The organism is Achromobacter sp. SIMBA_011 (assembly GCF_046535435.1).
Lineage (GTDB): Bacteria > Pseudomonadota > Gammaproteobacteria > Burkholderiales > Burkholderiaceae_B > Achromobacter > Achromobacter dolens.
The window spans coordinates 24,285-50,589 of the sequence record NZ_JAWRWN010000008.1; the positions used below are offsets into that span (position 1 = coordinate 24,285).

General features: G+C 67.8%; 22 protein-coding genes. 14 read left to right on the plus strand and 8 right to left on the minus strand.

Features of this window, described 5'->3' with window-relative positions; genetic code table 11:
• Positions 1 to 135 precede the first annotated feature (135 nt).
• Positions 136 to 1,059 carry a UDP-3-O-acyl-N-acetylglucosamine deacetylase gene (gene lpxC, locus SB816_RS23185; RefSeq protein WP_006392959.1) on the plus strand — a complete coding sequence of 308 codons (924 nt, stop codon included), beginning with the start codon at positions 136 to 138 and terminating at the stop codon, positions 1,057 to 1,059.
• Positions 1,060 to 1,258: 199 nt separating this feature from the next.
• Here the strand turns inward: lpxC and SB816_RS23190 are convergent, their stop codons facing one another.
• Entirely contained in the window at positions 1,259 to 1,666 is a 408-nt protein-coding gene (locus SB816_RS23190) for a flagellar hook-length control protein FliK (protein WP_006388788.1), read from the minus strand.
• A 127-nt stretch (positions 1,667 to 1,793) separates the two neighbouring features.
• On the opposite strand from SB816_RS23190, the gene SB816_RS23195 reads away from it, so the two are divergent.
• The 6 genes from SB816_RS23195 (at position 1,794) to SB816_RS23220 (ending at position 10,085) form a co-directional block, all read left to right on the plus strand.
• Positions 1,794 to 2,777, plus strand: a complete 984-nt coding sequence (locus SB816_RS23195; protein ID WP_054501909.1) for a M23 family metallopeptidase — start codon at positions 1,794 to 1,796, stop codon at positions 2,775 to 2,777.
• Positions 2,778 to 2,951: 174 nt separating this feature from the next.
• Complete coding sequence (gene secA, locus SB816_RS23200) at positions 2,952 to 5,687, plus strand: preprotein translocase subunit SecA (protein ID WP_054501908.1); 2,736 nt, start codon at positions 2,952 to 2,954, stop codon at positions 5,685 to 5,687.
• A gap of 12 nt (positions 5,688 to 5,699) precedes the next feature.
• On the plus strand, positions 5,700 to 6,419 hold the full coding sequence (locus SB816_RS23205) for a VOC family protein (protein WP_410547600.1): 720 nt from the start codon (positions 5,700 to 5,702) through the stop codon (positions 6,417 to 6,419).
• Between the two features lie 182 nt (positions 6,420 to 6,601).
• Complete coding sequence (locus tag SB816_RS23210) at positions 6,602 to 7,345, plus strand: GntR family transcriptional regulator (RefSeq protein ID WP_410547601.1); 744 nt, start codon at positions 6,602 to 6,604, stop codon at positions 7,343 to 7,345.
• Positions 7,342 to 8,331 carry a tripartite tricarboxylate transporter substrate binding protein gene (locus SB816_RS23215; protein WP_054501906.1) on the plus strand — a complete coding sequence of 330 codons (990 nt, stop codon included), beginning with the start codon at positions 7,342 to 7,344 and terminating at the stop codon, positions 8,329 to 8,331. Before SB816_RS23210 ends, SB816_RS23215 begins: the two co-directional genes overlap by 4 nt.
• Positions 8,332 to 8,390: 59 nt before the next feature.
• Positions 8,391 to 10,085: a thiamine pyrophosphate-binding protein gene (locus SB816_RS23220; protein ID WP_054501905.1), complete on the plus strand. Its 1,695-nt coding sequence runs from the start codon at positions 8,391 to 8,393 to the stop codon at positions 10,083 to 10,085.
• Between the two features lie 77 nt (positions 10,086 to 10,162).
• On the opposite strand, the gene SB816_RS23225 is transcribed toward SB816_RS23220, so the two are convergent.
• Positions 10,163 to 10,699, minus strand: coding sequence for a cysteine dioxygenase family protein (locus SB816_RS23225; protein WP_054501904.1), 537 nt, complete (start codon positions 10,697 to 10,699; stop codon positions 10,163 to 10,165).
• A 164-nt stretch (positions 10,700 to 10,863) separates the two neighbouring features.
• Here SB816_RS23225 and SB816_RS23230 point away from each other — a divergent pair, with 164 nt between their 5' ends.
• The 3 genes from SB816_RS23230 to SB816_RS23240 all read left to right on the plus strand — a co-directional run bounded on the left by SB816_RS23230 (position 10,864) and on the right by SB816_RS23240 (position 13,029).
• A complete protein-coding gene (locus SB816_RS23230; RefSeq protein WP_064527143.1) occupies positions 10,864 to 11,643 on the plus strand; it encodes an SDR family oxidoreductase in 780 nt (259 codons plus the stop codon).
• 85 nt (positions 11,644 to 11,728) lie between these two features.
• A complete protein-coding gene (locus tag SB816_RS23235) occupies positions 11,729 to 12,187 on the plus strand; it encodes an Lrp/AsnC family transcriptional regulator (protein ID WP_054501902.1) in 459 nt (152 codons plus the stop codon).
• 230 nt (positions 12,188 to 12,417) lie between these two features.
• Positions 12,418 to 13,029 carry a gamma-glutamylcyclotransferase gene (locus tag SB816_RS23240; RefSeq protein ID WP_054501901.1) on the plus strand — a complete coding sequence of 204 codons (612 nt, stop codon included), beginning with the start codon at positions 12,418 to 12,420 and terminating at the stop codon, positions 13,027 to 13,029.
• Between the two features lie 76 nt (positions 13,030 to 13,105).
• On the opposite strand, the gene pagP is transcribed toward SB816_RS23240, so the two are convergent.
• From pagP to SB816_RS23260, 4 genes are all read right to left on the minus strand, one after another.
• The gene (pagP, locus tag SB816_RS23245; RefSeq protein WP_049071412.1) at positions 13,106 to 13,660 is read right to left on the minus strand and encodes a lipid IV(A) palmitoyltransferase PagP; all 555 of its coding nucleotides are present in this window, start codon (positions 13,658 to 13,660) and stop codon (positions 13,106 to 13,108) included.
• A 131-nt stretch (positions 13,661 to 13,791) separates the two neighbouring features.
• Complete coding sequence (gene mgtE, locus SB816_RS23250) at positions 13,792 to 15,264, minus strand: magnesium transporter (protein WP_054501900.1); 1,473 nt, start codon at positions 15,262 to 15,264, stop codon at positions 13,792 to 13,794.
• 10 nt (positions 15,265 to 15,274) lie between these two features.
• Positions 15,275 to 15,685, minus strand: a complete 411-nt coding sequence (locus SB816_RS23255; protein ID WP_006388802.1) for an acyl-CoA thioesterase — start codon at positions 15,683 to 15,685, stop codon at positions 15,275 to 15,277.
• A gap of 103 nt (positions 15,686 to 15,788) precedes the next feature.
• A complete protein-coding gene (locus tag SB816_RS23260; protein WP_054501899.1) occupies positions 15,789 to 16,874 on the minus strand; it encodes a YeiH family protein in 1,086 nt (361 codons plus the stop codon).
• Positions 16,875 to 17,004: 130 nt separating this feature from the next.
• Between SB816_RS23260 and SB816_RS23265 the strand changes: the two genes are divergently transcribed.
• Positions 17,005 to 17,904 (plus strand): LysR family transcriptional regulator, encoded by a 900-nt coding sequence (locus SB816_RS23265; protein WP_054501898.1) that lies wholly within the window; start codon positions 17,005 to 17,007, stop codon positions 17,902 to 17,904.
• Between the two features lie 7 nt (positions 17,905 to 17,911).
• Here the strand turns inward: SB816_RS23265 and SB816_RS23270 are convergent, their stop codons facing one another.
• Complete coding sequence (locus tag SB816_RS23270; RefSeq protein ID WP_054501897.1) at positions 17,912 to 19,108, minus strand: M20 aminoacylase family protein; 1,197 nt, start codon at positions 19,106 to 19,108, stop codon at positions 17,912 to 17,914.
• 76 nt (positions 19,109 to 19,184) lie between these two features.
• On the opposite strand from SB816_RS23270, the gene SB816_RS23275 reads away from it, so the two are divergent.
• On the plus strand, positions 19,185 to 20,885 hold the full coding sequence (locus tag SB816_RS23275; protein ID WP_162876703.1) for an AMP-binding protein: 1,701 nt from the start codon (positions 19,185 to 19,187) through the stop codon (positions 20,883 to 20,885).
• 28 nt (positions 20,886 to 20,913) lie between these two features.
• Here SB816_RS23275 and SB816_RS23280 read toward each other — a convergent pair whose 3' ends face one another.
• Entirely contained in the window at positions 20,914 to 21,789 is an 876-nt protein-coding gene (locus SB816_RS23280; protein ID WP_064527147.1) for an inositol monophosphatase family protein, read from the minus strand.
• A gap of 131 nt (positions 21,790 to 21,920) precedes the next feature.
• Between SB816_RS23280 and mnmC the strand changes: the two genes are divergently transcribed.
• A complete protein-coding gene (gene mnmC, locus SB816_RS23285; RefSeq protein WP_410547602.1) occupies positions 21,921 to 23,795 on the plus strand; it encodes an FAD-dependent 5-carboxymethylaminomethyl-2-thiouridine(34) oxidoreductase MnmC in 1,875 nt (624 codons plus the stop codon).
• 270 nt (positions 23,796 to 24,065) lie between these two features.
• Complete coding sequence (locus SB816_RS23290; RefSeq protein ID WP_054501894.1) at positions 24,066 to 26,291, plus strand: glycoside hydrolase family 31 protein; 2,226 nt, start codon at positions 24,066 to 24,068, stop codon at positions 26,289 to 26,291.
• The last annotated feature ends 14 nt before the right edge of the window (positions 26,292 to 26,305 follow it).

A 26,305-nucleotide genomic window follows, 5' to 3' on the forward strand; every position in this document is an offset into this window, starting at 1 on the left:
TGAATCGGGGACGGTTTTATCGGTCGGTCCTGACGCTTTGATGGCGTTGAGAACCGGACAGAGTTACAATACGTCAGTTACGCCGGCAATCTCTTGTCATCTTGCCGGCTTCCTGGCTCAAAATACCTTAGTCTCATGTTCCGACAGCGCAGCATTCAGAATCTCGTCCGCACGACAGGCGTCGGCGTCCACTCCGGACGGCGGGTCGAGCTCACTCTGCGTCCGGCGGCGCCCAATACGGGCATCGTGTTCCACCGCGTCGATCTGCCCGAAGTCGTCGACCTGCCCGCGCAGGCCACTGGCGTGGGCGATACGCGCATGGCGTCCGTCCTGCAGCAGGGCAACGTCCGCGTTTCCACGGTGGAGCATCTCATGTCGGCGCTGGCCGGCTTGGGCATCGACAACCTGCATATCGACCTCACTGCCGAAGAAGTCCCCATCATGGACGGCAGTGCGGCAACCTTCGTGTACCTGTTGCGCTCGGCGGGCATCGTCGAGCAGAACGCGCCGAAGCAGTTCATCCGCGTGTTGAAGACGGTGGAAGTGCGCGAGGGCGAAGGCCGCAACGAGAAGTGGGCCCGGCTCGAACCCCATGAAGGGTACGCGCTGGCCTTCTCGATCGACTTCCGCCACCCTGCCATCGACTCGACCGCGAATTTCGCCGAAATCGATTTCGCCACCCATTCGTACGTGCGCGAGATCGCGCGCGCGCGCACCTTCGGCTTCGTCAACGAAGTCGAGGCGCTGCGTTCGATGGGCCTGGCCCGCGGCGGCAGCCTGGATAACGCCATCGTCATGGACGAATACCGGGTGCTGAACAGCGACGGCCTGCGCTACGATGACGAATTCGTGAAGCACAAGATCCTGGACGCCATCGGCGACCTGTATCTGCTGGGCAAGCCGCTGGTCGCGCGCTATGTGGCATGCAAATCGGGCCACGCGCTGAACAACCAGTTGGCGCGCGCGCTGCTGGCGCAGCGCGATGCCTGGGAAATGGTCACCTACGAATCGCAAGCCGAGGCGCCGCAGGCGTTCCGGCACGAATGGCAACTGGCCTGAGGCCGGTCGACTGCTGATGGCCGGTGCGCCGGGGGGCTGTCCCCGGCTGGCAGCCGGCCAATTTCATTTGGATGGCATCCCAAGGGGGCACGCCTCGTCCCGCTGGCGCCATCCCCGCGCCCGCCGCAGGGTCATCCCGTCCGGCAATGTGGCCATCGATGTCACCCGAAAGGCGGGCATCCGGACAAGCCCGGCTATCTCAGCTACTCTTGTGGTGCTTCAATAGCCTGGCCACCGCGTCGGCCAGCGGGCCGGGACGCAGGTTGTCATGCAGGGTTTCGAAGGCGCCCAGGGCGGCATCCCCCAGCGGCTGCGCCTCTTTCGGCGGCAGCGGCTTGCGGGCCCCGGGCTTGGGCAGGCCGGCTTGTACCTTCACCGCAATTTCGTTAAGGTTCCAGCCTTGGTCCGCCAAAGCCTGCGCGATGCGCGGGGCAAGTTGGCGCATCTTCGCCGCGTGCGCGGCGCTGGGCACCACCAGTTGAAGGCGCTGGTTTTCCAGCTTGCCGACCTGGCAGACGGAGCCCAACGGGGCGGGCAGGATCGCCGCCACCGCATATTGGATTTGCAAGTGCTTGCGGGCGGTTGCCAGTACGCCGGCGCCCCGCATGTCATGACCCAGCCATCCCAGGGCGGTATTTTCCCCTCGCCGGCTGGAACTGGAACGTTGACGGTATGAAGTGGGTCTATTCATCCCGGCTCTGAGAATTAGGAAGCAAACCTTGAAAATCGTGATTATGCACGCCCGCGACGGGCGGGACGGGCATTTCACCCTGGGAGGCGCGCATTTGGCGTTGTTTCTGGGGGGCGCGCTGATGACGGCCGCCATCTTCGGCGCCGCCCTTCAGCGCTACATTACACCCATCCTGCCCGCCGTACACACCGTTGGCTGGCCGCTGTCCGAACAACCGGGACGCGATGCGGACTTCCTGCGGGGCAACATGAACCTGCTGGCCGCCAAGGTGGGCGCGCTGCAGGCCAAGCTGGCCAGCATCGACGGCCTGGGCCAACGGGTGGCCAAGGTGGCTGGCGTGGCCTACACCGATCCCGAGGTCGCCAAGCAACTGGCATCGGCCCCCGCCGACGCCCAGCATGCCCCCGAGGCCACCCAGGTGATGGACGACCTGTTCACCGAGGGCACGCCGCCCAGCGCCGCCTCGGCCGAGGCCCTGGGCCGTCAGTTGGACGAGATCCAGGAACGGCTGGCCCTGCAGACCGACAATCTCAAGCTGCTGGACGCGGCGCTGACCCGGCGCTCGGCCGACCAGGCCCGCATGCCGACGGCGATGCCGATCACCGATTACCCCTATCTCAGTTCTTCCTACGGCTGGCGCCGCAACCCCGTGACCGGTCGTTCGGCCATGCACGAGGGGCTGGACTTCGCCGCGCCGCCGGGCACGCCCATCCTGGCGGCCTCCGGTGGCGTGGTGCTGGAAGCAAGATTCCATCCCGGCTATGGCAACATGGTCGAAATCGATCATGGCGATGGCCTTATCACACGCTACGCGCATGCTTCCTCGCTGATGGTCAAACAGGGTCAACTGGTCGACCGCGGCCAGCAGATCGCCCGGGTGGGCTCGTCGGGGCGATCCACCGGACCGCACCTGCATTTCGAAGTGCGGCTGGCCGGCCAGCCGCTGGATCCGCGCCTGTTCCTCGGCCCGCAGCAGAACGCTCCGCCGACGGTGGCGCAGGCCGGCGCGGACAGCGCCGCGCGCTGACGTCCGATCCGGGCTACAGTGCCACCCTGGCCATCGGTTCAGGCTCTTGCGCGCCAGGTGCGTTAAACTGGTTCGTTTCCCAGCGGACCCCCGCTCAACCAAATAAATCAAGTCACGGGTGACGCCGCCCTGGCCCCATGCGGGCGCGGCGGGGCTCGTGCGGCCGACATACGCATGGTTTCTCTGCTCAAAAAACTCATAGGCAGCCGCAACGACCGGCTGCTTAAGCAGTATCGCAAGCTGGTAACCCAGATCAATGGGCTGGAGCCCAAGATCTCCGCGCTCTCCGATGCGGAGCTGGCGGCCAAGACCGCGGAATTCCGTTCCCGCCATTCCCAGGGCACGTCGCTCGACGACCTGCTGCCCGAAGCCTTCGCCGTGGTGCGCGAAGCGGGCAAGCGGGTGTTCGGCATGCGCCACTTCGACGCGCAGTTGCTGGGCGGCATCGCCCTGCACAGCGGCAAGATCGCCGAAATGCGCACGGGCGAAGGCAAGACGCTGATGGCCACGCTGCCGGTCTACCTGAACGCGATCGCCGCCAAGGGCGTGCACGTGGTCACGGTGAACGACTACCTGGCCCGCCGCGACGCCGAATGGATGGGACGCCTGTATCACTTCCTGGGCCTGTCCACGGGCGTGGTGGTGCCGCAGCAGCCGAACGAGGAAAAGAAGGCCGCCTACGCCGCCGACATCACTTACGGCACCAACAACGAATTCGGTTTCGACTACCTGCGCGACAACATGGAATACCGTGTTGAGGACCGGCGCCAGCGCGGCCTGTTCTACGCCATCGTCGACGAAGTGGACTCGATCCTCATCGACGAGGCGCGCACGCCGCTGATCATCTCCGGCCAGGCCGAGGACCACACCGAACTCTACATCCGCATGAACGCGGTGCCGCCGCTGCTGACCCGCATGGCCAGCGAGCCCAAGCCGCAGGAGCCGGAACCCGAGGGCGACTACTGGGTCGATGAAAAGAGCCAGCAGGTCTACCTGTCGGAAGCCGGCCACGTCAACGCCGAAGGCATCCTGGCGCGCCTGGGCATCCTGCCCGAGGGCGAGTCGCTGTACGACCCGCGCCACATCGCGCTGATGCATCACCTGATGGTGGCGCTGCGCGCCAACACGCTGTTCTTCCGCGACCAGCAATACGTGGTGCAGGACGGCGAAGTCATCATCGTCGACGAATTCACGGGCCGCCTGATGGTGGGCCGCCGCTGGTCCGACGGCCTGCACCAGGCGGTCGAGGCCAAGGAAGGCGTGAAGATCCAGCACGAGAACCAGACGCTGGCGTCGATCACCTTCCAGAACTACTTCCGCATGTACGAGAAGTTGTCCGGCATGACCGGCACGGCCGACACGGAAGCGTACGAATTCCAGGAGATCTACGGGCTCGAGACGGTCATCATCCCGACCAACAAGCCCATGATCCGCAAGGACCAGAACGACCAGGTCTTCAAGACGGACGGCGAAAAGTACAACGCCATCCTCGAAGACATCCGCGATTGCCACGAGCGCGGCCAGCCGGTGCTGGTGGGCACCACCAGCATCGAAAACTCCGAACTGCTGTCGGGCCTGCTGAAAAAGGCCAAGCTGCCGCACGAGGTGCTGAACGCCAAGCAGCACGCGCGTGAAGCCGAGATCGTCGCCGAGGCCGGCAAGCCGGGCCACATCACCATCGCCACCAACATGGCGGGCCGCGGCACCGACATCGTGCTGGGCGGCAGCGTCGACAAGCAGGTCGACCTGATCCGCGCCGACGAGTCGCTGTCCGAAGCCGAAAAGACCGCCCGCATCGAAAAGGTGCGTGCCGACTGGAAGCCGCTCAACGAGCAGGTCAAGGCTGCGGGCGGCCTGCGCATCATCGGCACCGAGCGCCACGAATCGCGCCGTATCGACAACCAACTGCGCGGCCGCGCCGGCCGCCAGGGCGACCCGGGTTCGTCGCGCTTCTACCTGTCGCTGGAAGATTCGCTGATGCGCATCTTCGCGGGCGACCGCGTGCGCGCCATCATGGAGCGCCTGAAGCTGCCCGAGGGCGAGCCGATCGAGGCCGGCATGGTGACGCGTTCCATCGAGACCGCGCAGCGCAAGGTCGAAGGTCGCAACTTCGACATCCGCAAGCAACTGCTGGAATACGACGACGTCGCCAACGACCAGCGCAAGGTGCTGTACGCGCAGCGCAACGAAGTGCTGGAAGCGGCCAGCGTCAGCGCCACGGTCGAGAACCTGCGCGACGCCGCGGTGGTCGACCTGTTCAACACCTACGTGCCGCCGGAATCGGTGGAAGAGCAGTGGGACATCCCGGCCTTGCAGAAGGCGCTGGAGGCTGATTGGCAGATCCACCTGCCGTTGACCGAGATGCTCGAGAAGGAAGCCAACCTGACCGACGAGGATCTGCGCGAGCGCGTGATCGCGGCGGCGCGCGACGTCTACCAGGGCAAGGTCGACCAGGTCGGCGCCGAATCGTGGTCGCAGTTCGAGCGTTCGATCATGCTGCAGGCGATCGACACGCACTGGCGCGAGCACCTGTCGGCGCTGGACTATCTGCGCCAGGGCATCCATCTGCGCGGCTACGCGCAGAAGAACCCCAAGCAGGAATACAAGCGCGAAGCCTTCGAACTGTTCTCGGGCATGCTGGACCGCATCCGCGACGACGTGGTGCGCGTGCTGATGACGGTGCGCGTGCAGTCGTCCGAGCAGGTCGAGCAGGCCGAGGCCGAAGCGGCCCAGCCGCACGTGCAGAACGTGCAGTACCACCACTCCGACTACGACGAGGCCCTGGCCCAGTCGGCCGACGACGCGGGCGCCCAGCCGGTGCGCAACGTGCTGCCCAAGGTGGGCCGCAACGATCCGTGCCCGTGCGGCAGCGGCAAGAAGTACAAGCAGTGCCACGGCAAGCTGGTCTGAGCGGATAACGCCATGCTGCATGCCGTCGGCCAGACCGAGTTCGACCACGCCGTGGTCATGGTGCGGGACCGCCTGGATGCGCTGGCGCCGCACTTCGAGCGCCAGGGCTTCCACCTGAGCGACAAGGCGGTGCACAACCTGGGTTCGTGCAACCGCCTGATCGTGCTCGAAGGCACCTACGTCGAACTGCTGGGCTGGCCGCCCGGCGCGCCGCCGGCGCGCAAGGAAATCGCCGATTCGCCCTTCGGGCTCGAGGCGCTGGTGTTCCGCACCTACGACGCCGAGGCCACGCGCGAGCGCCTGCTCGCCGCTGGCTTCGCCGTCAATCCGATGCAGGAGCTGTCCCGTCCCGCCATGCTGGACGGCCGGGAAGTCGAGGCCCGTTTCCATACCGTGCGTTTCGCCGAGCAGCCGCTGCCCGGGATCCGCATGTATTTCTGCCGTCACCTGACGCCCGAGTGCGTCTGGTCGCCTGAATTGATGGCCCATCCCAACGGCGTCCGCAGCCTGCTGCGCATTGACGCCCGCGCGGCCCAGCCGCGCCAGGTGGCCGAACGGCTGGCCCTGGTGGCAGGGGTGACGGCCGAGGCCGCCGCCGGCGGTTGGGACGTGCCGCTGGCCAACCTGCGCATCCACGTGCGGGAAGACGCCACGGCCGTGACCCCGGTGCTGTCCACGCTGACGTTGGAAAACCGCGACGGCGCTCACTACACGCTCGACACCGGCGTCTGATCCAACCTCCCGCGCGCGGTCGCCGCGCGGGTCTTTCCCTTCGTCCAACTTTCCTCCCCGTCTTTCCGGGGACGGAACGCTGACGTGCGTCTTTCGGGCAAACCCGGGTTGTGGGGCAAAGTGTATGCACTTTAGTATGCACTTCAACCCCAACCCGGAGCGCCCCGGCGGCCGACACCCTCATGAACTCATCCCGACCCGCAGCCCGCACCATGGCCGGCCAGGCCGAGCTGTACAACGCCGTCAAGGCGATGGCGGTGAGTTTCGAGTTCAAGCCGGGCGAGCGCATCAACGAAGTCGAACTGGCCAGACGCCTGAACGTGAGCCGCACGCCGCTGCGCGAGGTGCTCAACCAACTGATGGTGGAGGGCTTCCTGACCCGTTCGGTGAACCGCGGTTTCATCGCGCGGCTGCTCGACGCCAAGCAGATCCATAGCCTCTATGAATACCGCGCGGTGCTCGAGGCCGGCATTGTGCGCGCCGCCTGCGAACGCGCCACCGATGAGGAACTGGTGGCGCTGCGCGCGTTTGTCGAACGCTCGCGCGACGTGCCCGAGGACAGTGACGCGACCCGCCTGCTGGAATTGGACGAGGCGTTTCACCTGACGCTGGCGCGCTATTCGCGCAACGAGGAATTCGTGCGCGCGCTGGAGAGCGTCAACGCCCGCATCCATTTCGTGCGCTGGATCGACATGCAGCAGGGCCGTCGCAGCCACACCCAGGGCGAACACTTGCGCATCGTCCAGGCGCTGGAGCGGCGCGACATGGATGCCCTGCCGGACATGATGCGCAGCCACATCGGCCGGCGGCTGGACCAGATCACCGATGTCATCCGCACCGGCTTTTCCACGATTTACATGCGGGACCAGGCCGAACCCGCTGTCGCAGCGCCGGCCAACACCACAACAGCAGGGGAAAACACATGACCTACACAACGATGCGGCGCGCCTTGGCGGCCGTCTGCGCGCTCGCCGCGCTGGGGGGCGGGCTGGCCGCCGCGCCCGCCCGGGCGGAAGAAAAGCCGCTGATCCTGGTGGTGCCGTATCCGCCCGGCGGCAGCACCGACATCCTGGCCCGCATCCTGCAGCCGCGGCTGTCCAAGGAGCTGGGCGGCCGCGCCGTGGTGGTGGAAAACCGCCCGGGCGCCGCCAGCCAGATCGCCACCGCCTTCGTGGCGCGGGCCGAGCCCGACGGCAGCACGCTGCTGGTCAGCTTCGACAACCACGGCATCAACCCGGCGGTGAAGCCCAAGCTGCCCTACGACACCTTCAAGGACTTCGTCGCCATCACCCAGACCGTGCGCTTTCCGCTGGTGCTGGGCGCCAATCCGGGCGTGCCGGGCGACAACCTGAAGGAATTCCTGGCGGCCGCGGCCAAGCAGCCGCCCAACAAGTTCAACTATGCCTCCACCGGCGTGGGATCGCTGAACCACCTGGCGCCCGAAGAACTCAAGCGCCTGTCCAAGGTGGAGCTACTGCACGTGCCATATGGCGGCGGCGGACCGGCCATCCAGGCCGTGGTGGGCGGCCAGGCCAACATGACCTGGTTGAGCTTCGCCGCGCTGCGCGGCCAGATCCAGGCCGGCAAGATCAAGCCGCTAGCGGTGGCCGGCGAGAAGCGCCTGCCGGACCTGCCCAACGTGCCGACGGTGGCGGAGTCCGGTTTTCCGGGCTTCGTCGCCTATTCGTGGAGCGGCATGTTCGCGCCCAAGGGCACGCCGCAGGCGACCGTCAAAAAGCTGACGCAGGCGTTCAACACGGTGCTGGCCGATCCGGACGTCAAGAAGAAGCTGGAAGAGGCCGGCTTCGAGATCGTGGCCTCGAACGGCCCGGCCCTGGATGCCTACGTGAAGGCGGAATACGACCGCTGGAGCAAGTTCATCAAGAGCAGCAACATCAACCTGGATAACTGAGCGGCCGGCGGCGGCGCACCCTCGCGCGCCGCCCGGTCCGCGCATCGCGTGGAGAAGACATGGATACCTTGACTGGCGCCGAAGCAATGGTGCGGATGCTGCAACACAACGGCGTCAAACATATTTTCGGCCTGTGCGGCGATACCAGCCTGCCGTTCTACGACGCGCTCTACCGGCTGGATCATGGCATGCGACACATCCTGACCCGTGACGAGCGCAGCGCCGGCTACATGGCCGACGCCTATGCCCGCGTGACCGGCAAGGTGGGCGTGTGCGAAGGGCCCAGCGGCGGCGGCGCGACCTATCTGCTGCCGGGGTTGGTGGAGGCCAACGAATCGTCCATTCCGGTGCTGGGCATCACCTCCGACGTGGCGGTGGGCTCGCGCGGCAAGTACCCGCTGACCGAACTGGACCAGGAGGCACTGTACCGGCCGTTGACCAAGTGGAACCGCACCATCGATCGCGCCGACCAGATCCCCGGCATGGTGCGCGCGGCGTTCCGCGCCATGACCACCGGCAAGCCCGGCGCGGCGCACCTGTGCTTTCCGTATGACGTGATGAAGCAGCAGGTCGATGGCGCCGACGTCTGGGCCCAGCCCGAGCATGCGCAGTTTCCGTCGCTGCGCTACGCGCCGGATCCGTCGGACGTGGCGCGCGCGGCGCAGCGCCTGGTGGGCGCGCGTTCGCCGGTCATCATCTGCGGCGGCGGCGTGGTGATCGCCGGCGCCAGCGGCGCGCTGCAGGAACTGGCCGAGAGCCTGAAGGCGGCGGTCTGCGTGACCGTCAGCGGCCAGGGCAGCCTGGCCGACACCCATCCGCTGAACGCGGGCGTGGTGGGTTCGAACGGCGGCGTGATGGCCACGCGCGACGTGGTGGCCGCGGCCGACGTGGTGCTGTTCGTCGGCTGCCGCGCGGGTTCGACCTCGACCGAGCACTGGCGCTTCCCGAACCGCGACGTGCCGATCCTGCACATCGACATCGATCCGATGGTGATCGGCGCCAACTACCTGACCGAAGTCGGCATGGTGGGCGACGCCAAGCTCGCCCTGCAGGCGCTGGGCGCCGAGGTGCAGGCGCGCCTGGCGCACCGGCCGTCCGACGCCGTTGATGGCGCGGTGCTGGCGGGCCGCGCCAAGGCCGCGCGGCGCGCGCAACTGGAGCCGCTGGCGAGCAGCCTGGAGGCGCCGATCCGCCCCGAACGCGTGGTGCAGTCACTCAATCGCCTGCTGCCCGACGATGCCGTGGTGTGCGCGGATCCCGGCACGCCGTGCCCGTATTTCTCGGCTTACTACGACGTGTCGCGGCCCGGCCGGCACTTCATCACCAACCGCGCCCATGGCGCCTTGGGCTTTTCGATGTCGGCGGCGCTGGGCGCCTGGGTCGGCCGGCCGAACGCCAAGTGCGTCTCGGTGATGGGCGACGGCAGCTTCGGCTTCACGGTCGGCGAGCTCGAGACCATCGTGCGCCACAAGGCGCCGCTGCTGATGATCGTGTTTTCGAACTCGGTCTATGGCTGGATCAAGGCCAGCCAGAAGGCCGGCTACGACAAGCGCTACTACAGTGTGGACTTCGACCGCACCGACCACGCCCGCATCGCGGAAGCCTATGGCGTGAAGGCCTGGCGGGTCGAGGATCCGGCCAAGCTGGACGCGGCGATCAAGGCGGCGATGGAGCATGACGGCCCGGCGCTGATCGACGTGGTGGCGCAGCCGCTGCAGGACGCGGCAGCGCCGGTCAGCCAGTGGATGGGCTGAGAACCCGGCCGGGAAATATGCAGCGGGGCCTTGGAAGGCCCCGCTTTTTTTCGGGATGCCGGTTGCGGCGGACGGCGTCAGTGCGGCGCGGGCGTGGGCACCAGATGGTTGACGCCGGTGCAGAGGTCGGCCTGGTCGACCCCGTAGATATGCAGGGACACGGCGACGCCCGGGCCAGCGTTGCCGAGGCGGTGGATCTGATGCAGGCCCGGGGCGGCGGTGCCGACATCGCCCGGCCGGCGACTGATCTCGCCGCAGGCAATGGCCGCGGCGGCGGCAGGGTCCCAGCGGTAGTGGGTTTCGGCCAGTTCGCCTTGCAGGACCTGGTAGGTGCACCAGGTCTTGTGGCCGTGCACCGGGCTGAACTGCCCCGGGCGCCAGATCAGGTAGGCGACGGTGAAGGCGCCATGCGGATCGGCGTAGGCGATATGGCGGGTGTAGGTGTCGGCGCGGCCGGCGCGCAGGTCTTCGGGCAGGCCGCGCAGCATGTCGCCGGCATTGGCGACGCTGCTGGCCAGCTCGCGCAGCAGGCCGCGGGCCGCGTTCATCTGGGCGACCTGCACCGATTCGCACAGCGAGCGCAGGTCTGCGGCGGCAAGTTGGACGGAGGTCATGGGCGGGCCCCTGAATGACGAGGTTTCATCTTAGGGATTTGCGCTGGAATGCCTTTGCCAAATTCGGCCGCCGGGGCCCGAACATTAGAAAAAAATTCCACCCCTGCCGCGGCCTGCCGCTCCTATACTGATCCGCTTCACGGCATCACTCTGGAGAGTCAGGCATGGATCTGGGGATCAGCGGCAAGACGGCATTGGTATTTGGCGGCAGCCGCGGCATGGGCCGTGCCTGCGCCCTGCAGTTGGCGCGCGAGGGCGTGGCGGTGACGATCGCGGCCCGCAACCCGCAGACGCTGGAGCAGGCGGCCGCCGAGATCGCCCGCGTCGCGGGCATCGGCGTGGGCTGGGTCTCGGCCGACCTGACGCTGGACAAGGGCCGCGACGCCGCGCTGGCCGCGTGTCCGCACCCCGACATCCTCATCAACAACGCCGACGGCCCCATGCCTGGCGATTTCCGCGATTGGAGCCATGAAGACTGGATCGCGGCGCTCGATTCCATGATGTTGGGCCCCATCGACATGATCCGCCGCGTGGTCGACGGCATGATCGAACGGCGCTTCGGGCGCATCGTCAACATCGTCTCGCGCAGCGTCAAGGCGCCGCACGCCGAGCTGGGACTGTCCAACGGCGCCCGCGCCGGCCTGATCGGCTTTGTCAGCGGCCTGGCGCGTCAGACCGTGCGCCACAACGTCACCATCAACAACCTGCTGCCGGGCGCCTTCGCCACCGACGCGCAGGCGCGCCATATCCGCGGCATGCTGGAAGAGGGGGGCAAGACCTTCGAACAGCTTTGGGACGAGCGGGGCCGTGCCAGCCCGGCCGGCCGCTATGGCCAGCCCGAGGAACTGGGAGCGCTGTGCGCCTACGTCTGCTCGGCGCACGCTGGCTACATGACGGCGCAGAACATCCTGCTTGACGGCGGTGGCTACCCCGGCACGTACTGAAGCCACGGCCGCTTAGGGTGTTCCACGGCTGGACGCGGTCGGGGCGTCAGGGCAAGATTGCGGCGATATCGCTTGAGGAACCCCCATGGACCAGACGGACATCAAGATCTTGGCGTTGCTGCAGAAGGACGCCACCTGCTCGGTCGCCGAGATCGCCGAGCAGGTCAATCTGTCCGTCACCCCCTGCTGGCGCCGCATCCAGAAGCTCAAGGACGATGGCGTCATCGCCCGCAACGCGATCCTGCTGGATCCGCGCGCGCTGGGGCTGAACCTGACCGTGTTCGTGTCGATCAAGACCAGCCAGCACAACGAGAAATGGACCCAGAGCCTGATCAATGCGGTCATGGCGCTGCCGAACGTGGTCGAGTTCCACCGCATGGCCGGCGACATCGACTACCTGCTCAAGGTGGTGGTCGAGGACATGGCGGCCTACGACCGCTTCTACCGCCGCCTGATCGGCGCGGTCGACCTGCTGGACGTCAGCGCCAGTTTCTCGATGGAAGTGATCAAGAGCACCACGGAATTGCCGCTGGACGCGCTCTAGGCGCGGGCGGCCGACGCGCTCCGTGCGGGACCGTCCCCAGGGGGGCGGCCGGTGGCAATCGGGCCCCGGCGCCGATGCGCAATTTTTTTCCCTGGCGCCGCCCTCCGGCGAATACAAATTTCTTTCGGGGTGTTGCGCGCGGCCCATCTCGCAATTCTTTTGCGCGCCAGGCGGCGTAGCATATCCGTCATTCCCGCCATGGGAATGAACCCGGGATATCAGAGGACCCTATGTCGTTGGCAGTACCCGCCGGCTGCGCCGGACTGGCGAAGACGCAACCCGCGTCGGTGGAAGATCTTTTGGTGGGATGGAACGGCACCGACGACCTGTGGGTGTTCGCCTATGGTTCCCTCATCTGGCATCCCGGTTTTGCCTGGCGCGAACGGCGCCTGGCCACGGTGCGCGGCTATCACCGCTCGCTTTGCCTTTGGTCGCACGACCACCGCGGCTCGCCCGACAACCCTGGGCTGGTGTTCGGCCTGGATCGCGGCGGCTGCTGCCGCGGCGTGGCATTCCAGATTGCCGCCTGCGACGTGCCGGAGGTGTTCGAGGCGCTATGGCGCCGCGAGATGGTCACCGGCGCCTACACGCCGCGCTGGCTGGCCTGCCACACCGAACAGGCGCCCGTGCGCGGACTGGTTTTCCTCTTGAACCGCGCCTGCCAGGAATACGCCGCCGACCTGAGCGACGACCGCCTGCTGGCATCGGTGCGCAACGCGGTTGGGCATTCAGGCCCCTGCCTGGATTACGTGGTGGAAACGGAAAAGGCGCTGCGCGCCCACGGCATTGACGATTGGCGCCTGGGCGAGCTGGTGCGCCGCCTGGGCATGCAGCCCTGCTGAAGGGCCGCTCGCCCGAGGCCGCTGAAGCGCCTTGCGGCGGGCGCCCGGGGCCGTTCCGCGGCGGCGCGCCGGACCGTCAGAATGCCCAGCGGCCGAACATGAACAGCACGTTGCCCGCGCCGCGCGAGCCGGGGATGTAGGTGGCGTACAGCATCGTGTCCTTGTAGCCGGCCGAGACCAGCGGCAGCACGCCGGGGAAGGGCACGTAGCTCATGATGTCGTGGCGCGCGGTCAGGAAGACCGTATAGCCGGCGCCCAGCCGGAAGTTCTCGCTGACCCGTCCGATCTTCAGGAAACCATAGCCGGCGATCGGCTCGACCTTGCTGTGCGAGTCCAGGAAGGCCATGGCGTACAGGCCCTGCCAGTCGCCGTCTTCGTCGTAGATGCTGCGGCCATAGCCGCCGCCCCAGGCCAGCTCGTTGAAGCTGTTGATCTTTTCGCGGCTGTACATGGCGCGGTTGTGCCACGCGTAGCCGCTGAAATAGAGGTCGTTGCCGCCTTCGGTCCAGATCTGGTCGAGGCGTTGACAGGCGGATTGGGCCCACGAGGGAAGGTTATCGCAGGCGTGCGCGGCGGCGCTGAAAGTGGAGAGCAGCAGGCAAAAAAGTGCTGCCCGGAAACGGGCGGTCATTGCGGGGACAGAAAATGATGACAACCCCGTTACTGTAACGGAGCGGCCGTCATATTGACTGTCATGTCGCTGTCAAACGAGTGTTCAGGACATCCGGTGAAACATTCGTGCGCGGGTCCGTTGCGGACGCGCTACAGCAGGAAAATCGTGGCCAGGCCCAGGAAGATGAAAAAGCCCAGCGAGTCTGTCGCGAAGGTCAGCAGGACCGAGGATCCCATGGCCGGATCCTTGCCGAAACGGGCCCGCACCATCGGCACCAGCACCCCGACCGACGCGCCGACCAGCATGTTGCAGACCATGGCGGCCATCATCACCAGCGCGATCGACAGGGAGTGCGAAATCACCCAGGCGAACAGGGCCGCAACCAGGCTGCCGCACAGGCCCACCATGAGGGTCACGAACAGTTCACGCTTGACCAGTTGCCACAGGTTGCGGCCAGTGATCCGGCCCATCGCCAGGGCGCGGATGATCAGCGTCATGGTCTGGTTGCCCGAGTTGCCACCGATGCCGGCGACGATGGACATCAGAAACGCCAGGATCACGATCTGACTGACCGTGCCCTCGAATTGCGAGGCCACGAACGAGGCCGTGGCGGCGGTACAGAGATTGAACAGCAGCCAGGGCGCGCGGTTGCGCAGCGCGGTGCTGACCGGGGCGAAGATGTCCTCTTCCTGCAGACCGGCGCGCGACAGGGCCTGCTCCTGTGAGTCTTCGCGCATCACGTCGACCACGTCCGCAATGGTGACGCGGCCGATCAGGCGGCCCTGGTCGTCCATCACGGGCGCCGACACCAGGTCGTAGCGTTCGAATGCGCCGGCGGCGTCGGCGTCGGAGTCGAGCGGGTTGAGGGTCAGGAAGTCGGCGTTCATGACCGCGCGCACTTCGGTTTCGGGTTCGCTGACCAGCAGGCGCGACAGCGGCAGGATGCCTTGCAGCTTGTCCTGGCGGTCGACCACGAAGATCTGGTCGGTGTGGTCGGGCAGTTCGTGCAGGCGGCGCAGGTAGCGCAGCACCACTTCGAGCGTGACGTCCTCGCGCACCCGGACCATTTCGAAGTCCATGATGGCGCCGACGCTGTCCTCCGGATAGCCCATCGCTTCCAGCAGTTGCGCGCGCTCTTCCTCGGTCAGGCCTTTCTGGACCTCGGCCACCACGTCCGGCGGCAGGTCGGGCGCCAGGTCCGCCAGTTCGTCGGCGTCCATGTTGCCGGTGGCGGCCACCAGGTCCTGGCGGTCCATCGCCTCGATCAGCGACTCGCGCACCCAGTCCTCGACCTCGAGCAGCACGTCGGCGTCGTGCTCGGGGCTGACCAGCTTCCAGATCGCCTGGCGTTCATCCTTGGGCAGCGATTCGAGGATGAAGGCGATGTCCGCGGGATGCAGGCCGTCCAGCAGGGTCTTGAGCTCGGCCTCGTGCTGGCGGTGCACCAGGTCTTCGACCAGGTTGGCCTTGGCGTCGCCTTCTTCCTGGCGATGCACCAGGTCGGCCACCAACTGTTGGCGGCGCAGGCGCTCCTGGACTTCCGCCAGGGCGTGCTGCGCGTCTTCCGGGTCGAGGCGGCGGGGCGTCGCGGGCGGTTTCTGCGCGGCGGCGGACTGCGTCATGCGATACGGCTCAAAGAATGGGGAGAGGGCGGCTGCGCCGCGCTTCGTCGGTGGCGACGTAGGTCAGCGTGGCTTCGGTGACCTTGACGACTTCGGCATCCAGGCGCTGGCGCTCCGCGTAGACCTCGACCGAGACGGTGATGGAGGTCTTGCCGGTCTTGACGATGGAGGCATAGAAGCTGAGCAGGTCGCCCACGAACACGGGTTGCTTGAACTGGAACGCATTGACGGCGACGGTGGCGACCCGGCCGGCCGCGCGGCGGGCAGCGGGAATCGAGCCGGCGATGTCGACCTGGGACATGATCCAGCCGCCGAAAACGTCCCCGTGGATGTTGGCGTCCGCCGGCATTGGCATGACGCGCAATACCGCGTCGCGATTGGCGGGCAAAGTCGTGAAGGGGGTTTTGGTGCTGGAGGTCATGCGGCCGGCTCCAATGCAAGGCAACCAGCCGATTATGCAGGAAAAACGTGGCGCCGGCGCGGGCCGGCGACACGTCGGGACGCTTTCTCGAAGCGCCCGCGGATCAGGACGCCAGCTTGACGATGCCGTAGCCGCCGACCAGCAGCCAGACGTACAGGATCAGGCCCAGCGCCATCACGCGCGGACCGGCCTTGCGGATGTTGGCGAAGCGCGTTTCGATGCCCAGCGCGGTCATGGCCATGGTCAGGGCGAAGACGTCCAGGCGGCGGATGGCGGCGACGACGTCGGCCGGGATGATGTTCAGCGAGTTGATGATGGCCAGGGCCAGGAAGCCGACCGCGAACCAGGGAATGGGCAGCTTGGCGCCCTTGGCGTTGCCGCCGGCGTGGCTGGCGGCGCTGCGCAGGTACAGGCCGAGGATCAGCAGCACCGGCACCAGCAGCGCGACGCGGGTCATCTTGACGATGGTGGCGACTTCCGTGGTGGCGGGGTCGATGTTGCTGGCCGCGCCGACCACCTGCGCCACTTCGTGGATGGTGCCGCCGATGTAGATGCCCAGCGCCTGGGTGTCGAAAGGCAGCCAGCCGGCGTGGTATAGCACCGGGTATAGGAACATCGACAGCGTGCCGAACAGCACCACCGTGGCCACCGCCACGGCGCTCTTGTGCGGCTGCGCCCGCAGGGTCGGCTCGAAGGCCAGCACGGCGGCCGCGCCACAGATGGCGCTGCCGGCGGCCGTCAGCATGGCGGTGTCGCGGTCCAGCCCGAGCAGGCGCTGGCCGACCCAGGTGCCGATCAGCAGCGTGCCGACCACCACCGCCACCGAGACCGCCAGGCCCGGCAGGCCGACGGCGGCGATCTGCTGGATGCTGATGTTCAGGCCATAGAAGGCCACGGCGATGCGCAGCAGGCGGCGCGCGGTGAAGTTGACGCCCACGCCCCAATCGACCGGCATGGTGCCGCGCAGGAAGTTGCCGTACAGCATGCCGCACACGATACCGACCACCAGCGGCGAGAAACCGAGCTGGCGGATGGCGGGCAGGTCCGCCAGTTGCATCACCGCGGCCGACATCAGGCCGACGAACAGCACGCCGTTGAGCTTGTCGCGCCAGGGCGTGGCCGCGGCGGCCGCGGCGGGCGGCGCGGCAGGGGCGGCATGGTGGGGGGCGGTGGTGCTGGCGGTGCTCATGGCGGGCCTTCGTGCATATCTAAATAACTAGGCGAAATATTAATTTCATGGTCGTTATTTGGAAAATTTTCATTTTTGATATGAAATATCGGAAATTCTGATAATACGGCTGCCGCCGCCCGGACCGCCCATGACCCCCGATCAATTGCTTACCTTCGCCACGGTGGCCGATGCCGGCAATATCAGCCGCGCGGCGCAGCAACTGCACCTGTCACAGCCGGCCGTGTCGGGCCAGTTGCGCGCCTTGCAGGAATGGTTCGGCGAGCCGCTGTACCGCCGCAGCGGCCACGGCATCGCCCTGACCGAAGCGGGCGAGCGCCTTGCCGAGCAGGCGCGGCAATTGCGCCAGGTGTACCGCCAGGCCCAGGCGGTGCGGGAGTCCTGGCGCGGCCTGGAGACCGGCGCGCTGCGCCTGGGGGCCAGCACCACGCCCGCCAGCTACCTGTTGCCCGCCCTGGTGGCGGATTTCCGCCAGGCGTTTCCGGCGGTCAGCCTGCACCTGTCCGATGGCAACACGCGCGAGATCGTGGAGCGCCTGCCCGCGCTGGACCTGGCGTTCATCGAGGGCGACGTGCCGACGGGCCTGCCGGCCGATACCGCGGTGCACGCGTGGCGGCAGGACGAGGTGGTGGCGATCGTGCGGGCCGATCACGCGCTGGCCGGCAAGGGCGCGGTGACGCTGCGCGACCTGGCGCAGTCGGCGCTGGTGATGCGGGAACCGGGCTCAGGCGTGCGGCGGCTGGTCGAGCGCGCGTTCGCCGACGCCGGCCTCGCGCCGTCGATCGGGCTGGAACTGGCGGGGGTGGAGGGGGTGAAGCAGGCGGTGCGCGCCGGGCTCGGCGTGGGCTTCGTGTCGGCCATGTCGATGCGGCACGAGGATGGCGCGTTGGCGGCCTTGCGGCTGTTGCCGCGTCCGCTGACGCGCACGCTGAGCATCCTGGTGCCGCACGCGGATGCCGCCGCCCGCGCCGCCCAGCGCTTCCTGGCGATGTGCCAGGCGGTGCGGACGGCGCAGGCGGGCGACTTCTAGCGGCGCGTCAGGCCTTGGCCAGGCGCTTGAGCGCCAGTTGCACCCAGTAGGTGCCGCCCAGCGGCAGTAGGTCGTCGTTGAAGTCGTAGCTGCCGTTATGCAGCATGCAGGGGCCCAGGCCATGGCCGGCGGCGCGGTGGTCGCCGACGCCGTTGCCGATCCAGACGTAGCAGCCGGGCAGTTCCTGCAGCATGAAGGCGAAGTCCTCGGCGCCCATGGTGGGCTGCACGTGGTCGTTGACCTTGTCGGCGCCGACGATGTCGCGCATGACCTCGGCACAGAACGCGGCTTCGTCGGGATGGTTGATGGTGGGCGGGTAGTTGCGCTGGAAGGTGAACTCCACCTCGCAGTCCATGGCGGCACAGGTGTGGCGCGCGATCTCTTCCATACGGCGTTCGATCAGGTCCAGCACCTCCAGCGTGAAGGTGCGCACGGTGCCGCGCAGCTCGGCGTGATTGGGCACCACGTTGTCGGCGCTGCCGGCGTGGATCTGCGTGATGCTGAGGACCGCGGCGTCGAGCGGATTGCGGTTGCGCGTGATGATGGTCTGCAGCGATTGCGCCAGTTGCACCGCCGCCATCACCGGGTCGATGCCCAGGTTGGGCATGCCTGCATGGGTGCCCTTGCCCTTGACCACGATGGAGAATTCGTTGCTGGAGGCCATGATGGGGCCGGCGGTCACGCCGAACTGGCCGGGCGCCATGCCGGGCCAGTTGTGCATGCCGAACACGGCTTCCATCGGGAAGCGGGTGAACAGGCCGTCGTCGATCATGCGCTTGGCGCCGCCGCCGCCTTCCTCGGCGGGCTGGAAGATCACATACACCGTGCCGGCGAAGTCGCGGTGCTGCGACAGGTAGCGAGCGGCGGCCAGGAGCATGGCGGTATGACCGTCGTGGCCGCAGGCGTGCATCTTGCCGGCGTGCTTGCTGGCGTGGGCGAAGGTGTTGGCTTCCTGCATCGGCAGGGCGTCCATGTCGGCGCGCAGGCCGACGGCGCGTTCGCCGGGACGGTCGCCGCGGATGATGCCGACCACGCCGGTGCCGCCCAGGCCGCGATGGATTTCAATGCCCCATTCTTCGAGCTTGGCCGCGACCACGTCGGCGGTGCGGAATTCCTCGAACGCCAATTCGGGATGCGCGTGGATGTCGCGTCGGATCTGGGAGATATCGTCGCGCCAGGCAACGATGGGATCGAGCAGTTTCATGGAAAGAATCAGGCGGAATATGGGAACGCAACAAGGTTATCATCAATCAAAAACCAATTTAATGGAGACAAACACCATGACCCGTCCGTGGCTTGCCCATTACCCGAAAGGCGTGCCCGCCGATATCTCCATCGACGGCTACACCTCGCTGACCGACCTGCTGGACCGGGCCTGCAAGCAGTACGCGACCCGCATCGCCTGCACCGCCATGGGCAGCGACATCACCTATGCGGAGCTGGACGCGCACGGCCGCGGGTTCGCCGCCTGGCTGCAAAGCCTGGGGCTGCCCAAGGGGTCGCGGGTCGCGTTGATGATGCCCAACGTGCCGGCCTACCTGGTGGCGCTGCTGGGCACGCTGCGAGCCGGACACGCGGTGGTCAACGTCAATCCGCTGTATACCCCCGATGAACTGCAACGACAGTTGCAGGACAGCGGCGCGGCGGTCATCGTCATCCTTGAGAATTTTGCCCACACGCTGCAGAGCGTGTCGGACCGCGGCCAGCTCAAGCACGTGGTGGTGACCGGGCCGGGCGACCTGCTGGGCGGCCTGAAGGCGCCGCTGGTGAACCTGGCGGCGCGCTACATCAAGAAACTGGTGCCGGCGTGGCACATCGAGGGCGCGCAGATGCTGTCGAAGGTGCTGGCCTCGGGGGCGGGCCTGCCGTTCACCGCGCCGGCCATTTCGATGGACGATCTGGCCGTGCTGCAGTACACCGGCGGCACCACCGGCGTGCCCAAGGGCGCGATGCTGACGCATCGCAACCTGACCTCCAATGTGATGCAGATGGAAGCGGTGGCCTCGCCCGCGCTGCATGACCTGGCGGCGCGGCAGGTCACGATCCTGAGCGCGTTGCCGCTGTATCACGTGTTCGCCATGACGGTCTGCGGCCTGTACGGGCTGCACGCCGGCATGCGCAACGTGCTCATCATCAATCCGCGCGACCAGCCGTCGCTGATCGGCGCGTGGCGCAAAACGCCCATCAACGTGTTCCCGGGCGTCAATACGCTGTTCAATGCGCTGGTCCACAACGAGGACTTCGCCAAGCTGGATTTCTCCGGCCTGCGGCTGACGCTGGGCGGGGGCATGGCGGTGCAGCAGGCGGTGGCCGAGCGCTGGCTCAAGGTCACCGGGAGGCCGCTGGTCGAAGGCTATGGCCTGTCCGAAACCTCGCCGGTGGCCACGGTCAATCCGACCGATACCGATGCGTATTCGGGCTCGATCGGGCTGCCGCTGCCCTCCACCGACGTCGCCATCCTGGATGACGAGGGCCACGAGGTGGCGCTGGGCGAGCGCGGCGAGGTCTCCATCCGCGGGCCGCAGGTCATGGCGGGCTACTGGCAGAAGCCGGAAGAGACCCGCCAGGCGATGACCGCCGACGGCTTCTTCCGCACCGGCGATATCGGCATCATGGACGACAAGGGCTATACGCGCATCGTCGACCGCAAGAAGGACATGATCACCGTGTCGGGTTTCAAGGTCTATCCGAACGAGGTCGAGGCGGCGGTGTCGCAGATGCCGGGCGTGCTCGAATGCGCCGCCATCGGGGTGCCGGACGGGCATTCGGGCGAGGCCGTCAAGGTCTTCGTGGTGAAGAAGGATGCCTCGCTGACCGAGGCCCAGGTGCAGCAGTGGTGCAAGGACAAGCTGACCGGCTACAAGCGGCCGCGCTTCGTCGAGTTTCGCGACGAGTTGCCCAAGAGCAACGTCGGCAAGATCCTGCGGCGCGAACTGCGTCCGGACGCCGAGGCCGCGGCGCCGCAGGGCCAGGCGGCCTGAGCGCGCGCGGCGTGGGGACGGCCGGGCCTCAGCCCGGCTGGTCCAGGTGGGGGGCGATCATCTCGTGCAGGGCGCGCTCGATGTCGGGGTTGCCGGCCACGACGCGTCCGCCGATGGGCCAGGAGTCCTGCTGGTGCATGTCGCTGCAGGCGCCGCCGGCTTCGCGCACGATCAGCGTGCCCGCGGCCACGTCCCAGGGCGCCAATCCCATTTCCCAATAGCCGTCATAGCGGCCGCAGGCGGTCCATGCCAGATCCAGCGCGGCCGCGCCCATGCGCCGCACGCCGCGGGCTCGGTTGATGGCGTCATGCAGCATCGGCATGTATTGGCTGGCGAAGGAAAAATCACGGAAGGGAAAGCCCGTCGCCAGCACGGCGTCGTCCAGCGTGCGGGTGCGCGAGCAACTGATGCGCCGGCCATTGAGCCAGGCGCCCAGGCCGTACACGGCGGTGAACAGTTCTTCGCGGCAGGGATCGTAGACCACGCCCGCCACGGGCGTGTCGTGCGCCAGGCGTTCGGTGGGGGACACCGCCGTGCCGGCATGCGCGATGAGCGCGATCGAGACGGCGTAGTGCGGAATGTCGTGCAGGAAATTGGTGGTGCCGTCGAGCGGGTCGATATACCAGGTGGCGGCGCCCTGCGCCTGGCCGCCGGTCTCTTCGGCGACGATGCCGAACTTGGGCGTGCGCGCCTGCAATTGTTCGATGATCGCGGCCTCGGCCTCGCGATCGGCCTGGGACACGAGATCGTTGCGCGCCTTGCGATCGATCACGAGGTCGGCGCGATGATGCGCGTAGGATTGCAGGATGGCCGCGCCGGCGTGGGCTGCCGTGACCGCGGCGTCAAGCGCGGCGCACAGGTCTACGGGCGAGGCGAGCGAGCGGGGCGGGTCATAGGTTTCCATGAAACCAGTGTAAGCCCAGCCATGCGTCAAATCCGTGGCGACGCGGCAAAAGCCCGCGTGCCCGTGGCGCATATCCAACGCAGCCGGCTGCGCCAGCCGATAATCCTTCTTTTCCGATCGCCGCCGTTTTCATGTCCTCGTCCTATGCGCCCCTGACCCCCGCCGTCGCTGAATTCGATGCCCAGGGCCGGCTGTACAGCCCGGTCTATGGCGACGTCTATCACTCGCCGTCGGGCGCGTTGGGCCAGGCGGAACACGTTTTCCTGCGGGGCAACGGCCTGCCGGAACGCTGGCGCGGTCGCGGCGCCTTCACCGTCTGCGAGACCGGTTTCGGCCTGGGTCTCAATTTCCTGGCGTTGTGGCGCGCCTGGCGCGACGATCCACAGCGTTCGCGCACCCTGCACGTGGTGTCGCTGGAGGCGCATCCATTCGGCGGCGAAGACCTGCGAGCCTTGCTGGCGCGCCATGCGCCCGAGCCCGTGGCTGCGCTGGCGACGCAACTGGCGGCCCAGTGGCCGGCCTTGCTGCCCGGCCTGCACCGGCTGGAATTCGAGGGCGGCGCGGTGACGCTGACGCTGGGTTTCGGCGACGCGCAGGTGTTGGCGCCGCGGCTCGCCGCGCGAGTCGATGCGTATTTCCTCGACGGTTTCGCACCCGAACGCAACCCGCGCATGTGGCAGGCCGCCTTGCTCAAGGACCTGGCGCGGCTGGCCGCGCCGCAGGCCACGGTGGCCACCTGGGCCTGCACGGGTGAACTGCGCCAGGCCCTGCGCGATGCGGGGTTCGACGTGCGGCGGGCGCCGGGCTATGGCGGCAAATGGCACATGACGGTAGGCGCGGTGGCGGTCGGCGCCGACGCCGCGCCGGCCGCCACGGCCGACCCTGGCCGCCATGCGCTGGTGGTGGGGGCGGGCCTGGCGGGGGCGGGCATTGCGCAGTCCCTGGCGCTGCGGGGCTGGCGGGTAACAGTGCTGGATGCGGCGCTGGCGGGGGGCGCGCTGGCCCATGCCGGCCACACCGCGGCTGCGCTGACGCCGGTGCTGGCGCGCGACGACAATGCGCGCGCGCGCCTGTCGCGCGCCGGCAGTGCACGCGCCCGGGCGCGTTGGGCCGGGCTGGCCGGCGGCGCCGCGCCGATCCGGTGCGGGACCGTGCAATTGGAACGTGACGCCGGGCGCGCCGCCGCGCTGGAGGAAACCCTGTCGGTGCTGGCGTTTCCGCGTGACTGGGTGCGCGCGGTCAGCCGCGACGAGGCCAGCGCGCTGGCCGGATTGCCGCTGGCGCGCGGCGGTATTTTCTTCGGGCAGGGCATGCTGGTGCAGCCCGCCCAGTTGATTCCGGCCTTGCTGGCGACGCCCGGCGTGCGCGTGGCGGCGGGGACGGTGGCGCGGGTGGCGCCGGACGGCACGGGTTGGCGCGCGCTCGACGTCGCCGATGCGGAGCTGGCGCGGGCCGATGTCGTGATCCTGGCCAACGCCTTCGGCGCCCAGGGTGTGCTGGCGGCCAGTGGCCTGCTGGCGCCGCTGCCGCGGGTAGCGCAGATGCATGCGCTGGCAGGCGAGGTCACACTGATACCGGCCGCGGCGCTGGGCGGCGGTCCGCGTTGCGTGGTCGGGGGCGAGGGCTACCTGTTGCCGGACACTGGCGCGGGTTGTGTGGCGGGCAGTACGTACGTGCATGGCGCCAGCGAGGCGTGTATCGGCGCCGAAGGCCAGCGCGTGACGTTGGACAAGGCGGCGGGATTGCTCAGCAGCGGCGACTTTCCCGCCTTCGACGCGCTCGTGCCTGGCACGCTGCCGGGCTGGGCGGGGTGGCGGGCGGTGTTGCCGGGGCGCCTGCCCGCCGTGGGCGAGCTGGCCCATGCGCCGGGGTTGTGGTTGGCGGCGGGCTACGCGTCGCGCGGGTTGTCCTGGTCCGCGTTGATGGGGGACCTGGTTGCGGCCCGGCTTTGCGGCGAGCCGTCACCTCTTGAAACCGATCTGTCCCGGTTGATCGCCCCACGCTGAAAAAAACTTCCGGGGCGTGCAGAACCCGGAGCGGGGTGGCGTAGAATTGTGGCAAATGCCAGGATTTGGCGCCAAATGAACCCGCGTTGGGCGCAGGTTTGGTGTTCCGGTGGCGCCCTGGCGATGACGTGCGGGGGGCCAGCCGGGGCTTTGCGACCCCTTTTTTCGGATGATATCGCCATCCAAAAGAGGGACTGAGTTTATTTCAAAGCTCAAATCCGTCAAAATAGCGTCTTTTGATGGTTTTTGGCTTAAGCCGGGGGATGCTCTGTGCCGCCCAAGTTCGACTTTGCCCATACTACCCAGCTCGACAACATCGAGCTGCTGACGTCCCGCCCCAGTCGCATCGATTTCGACGCGGGCGATGGGTTGCACCTGGTAGTCGAGGCGCATGCGCCTGGTGTGTTCCGCCTGCGCTGCGGCGAGGCGAACCACCTTACCGATGACAAACCCGGCGCGCGCGCGCGCGCCGTGGCCGAGATGCTGCTCGCGCGCCAGGAGGCGGTGGGCGAGGCCGCCATCGCCCCGCGCGAAGGCGGGGACGGTTGGCGCATCACCCAGGGCGACGTGGCCCTGGAGCTCCAATCCAACCCGGTGCGCTTTGCGCTCTACCGCAATGAAGAGCGGGTGTTCGAGTCCGAGGTTTCCGCGCATACGCCCGCATTCGGGCACAACGCGCTGGACCAGGCCGACGCCGCGGCCTGGACGGCGGGCTTTACCTTGCTGCCGGGCGAGCGCGTGTACGGTCTGGGCGAAACCCCGGGCGATCTGAACCGCCGCGAAGAATCCGTGGTCTCCGACGATCCCGAGCATCGCGCCCTGCCGCTGGCATGGAGCCCGCGCGGCTGGGGGCTGTACGTCAACACGATGCGCCGCGTCGAGCACGCGGTTGGCACGGCGCCGGCCGATTCGGCCTACGTCGTCAGCGTCGACGACGTGGTGCTGGATGTGTTCCTGTTCGCCGGCGAGCCCGCCGAAATCCTCAACCAGTACACCGCCCTGACCGGCCGCGCCGGCCAGCCGGTGCTGTGGGCGATGGGCGCGTGGCTGCAGCAGGCCAGCGGCGAGATGCCGACACAGACCGTGGCCCTGCTGGGCCGCATGCGCGAAAACCAGATTCCGGTGGATGCCGTGACCCTGGCGCAGCCGGCGGCCTGGGGCTTCCAGGCCGACAAGACCGTGTTCGAATGGGACGCCCAGCGCTTCCCCGATGCCAAGCAGATGCTGGCGCTGTTCCACAAGCACAACGTGCATGTGGCGGCGTCGGGTTTCCCGGGTGTCATCAAGACCAGCCCGCTGTTCGAGGAACTCGAAGACCGCGGCTGGCTGCTGACGCGCGAAGATGGCTCGGCGCAGGTGTTCGACGGCAATGCCGCCACCTCGGGCCAGCCCTACGGTCTGCTGGACCTGACCTACCGCGACATTTACAACCTCTGGGTCGAGCGCCATCGCCAACTGGTCGAGGACGGCCTGGACGCGCCGGCCTGCGACGCCCAGATCGCCATTCCCGATGGCGTCTCCGCCCGCAACGGCGAGACCGGCCCCGCGCTGCGCAGCATGTATCCGCTGCTGGTGCGCCGCGCGTTGTTCGACGCCGTCGCCGGCCTGAAAGTGCCGCCCGAGGGCGTGGTGCCCAGCACCGACCTGTTCCCGGCCGCGCAGCGCCTGCCGTGGCAGGTTGGCCCGCAGGTCGACAACACCTGGGAAGGCCTGCGCCATACCCTGCGCACCGCGCTGTCGATCGGCGCCTCGGGCCTGCCGGTCCAGGTGCACGGCATTGGCACCGGTTCGCGCGGCACGGCCGACATGACGCCCGAGCTGTACCTGCGCTGGCTGACCGCCGGCGTGTTCTCGGCCAATTTCTCGTTCCAGGGCGTCGCCGGCCTGCTGCCGTGGGACTTCGGTGACGAGACCCTGGCGCACGTCAAGACCTGGATGCAGTGGCGCTACCGCCTGGTGCCCTACGTGCTGGGCGCCATCGAGGACGCGGCCCGCACCGGGCTGCCGGTGCAGCGCTCCATGGCGCTGTCGTTCCCCAACGACCCGCATGCCCACGAATGGGACCTGCAGTACCTGCTCGGCCCGGCCCTGCTGGTGGCGCCGATCACCGCGCCGGGCAAGCAGGTGCGGGTGTACCTGCCCAAGGGCGAGGCCTGGTGGGACCTGAACACCGGCCATCGCTACGAAGGCGGCACCACCTGGACCATCGATTGCGAGCTGGGCCAGTTCCCGGTGTTCGGCCGCGAAGGGCACATGCTCTGTCTCGGCCCGGCCGCGCAGCACACCGGTGAATTCAATTCGGCCCGCATCCTGGACGAGGTCTGGATGTTCGGCATGCCGGTGCACAACCCGGTGGTCATGCGCAACAAGATCCGCGTCATGCAGATGCAGGGCTCCAGCTACATCAAGGGGCTGGAAGGCCTGCGCATTTCGCCGTCCGAGGGCCTGGAGGTCAAGCGCCGCGGCGCGGAAGTCCGTATTTCGCGCGCTCGCTGAGCCAGGCGGGGCCG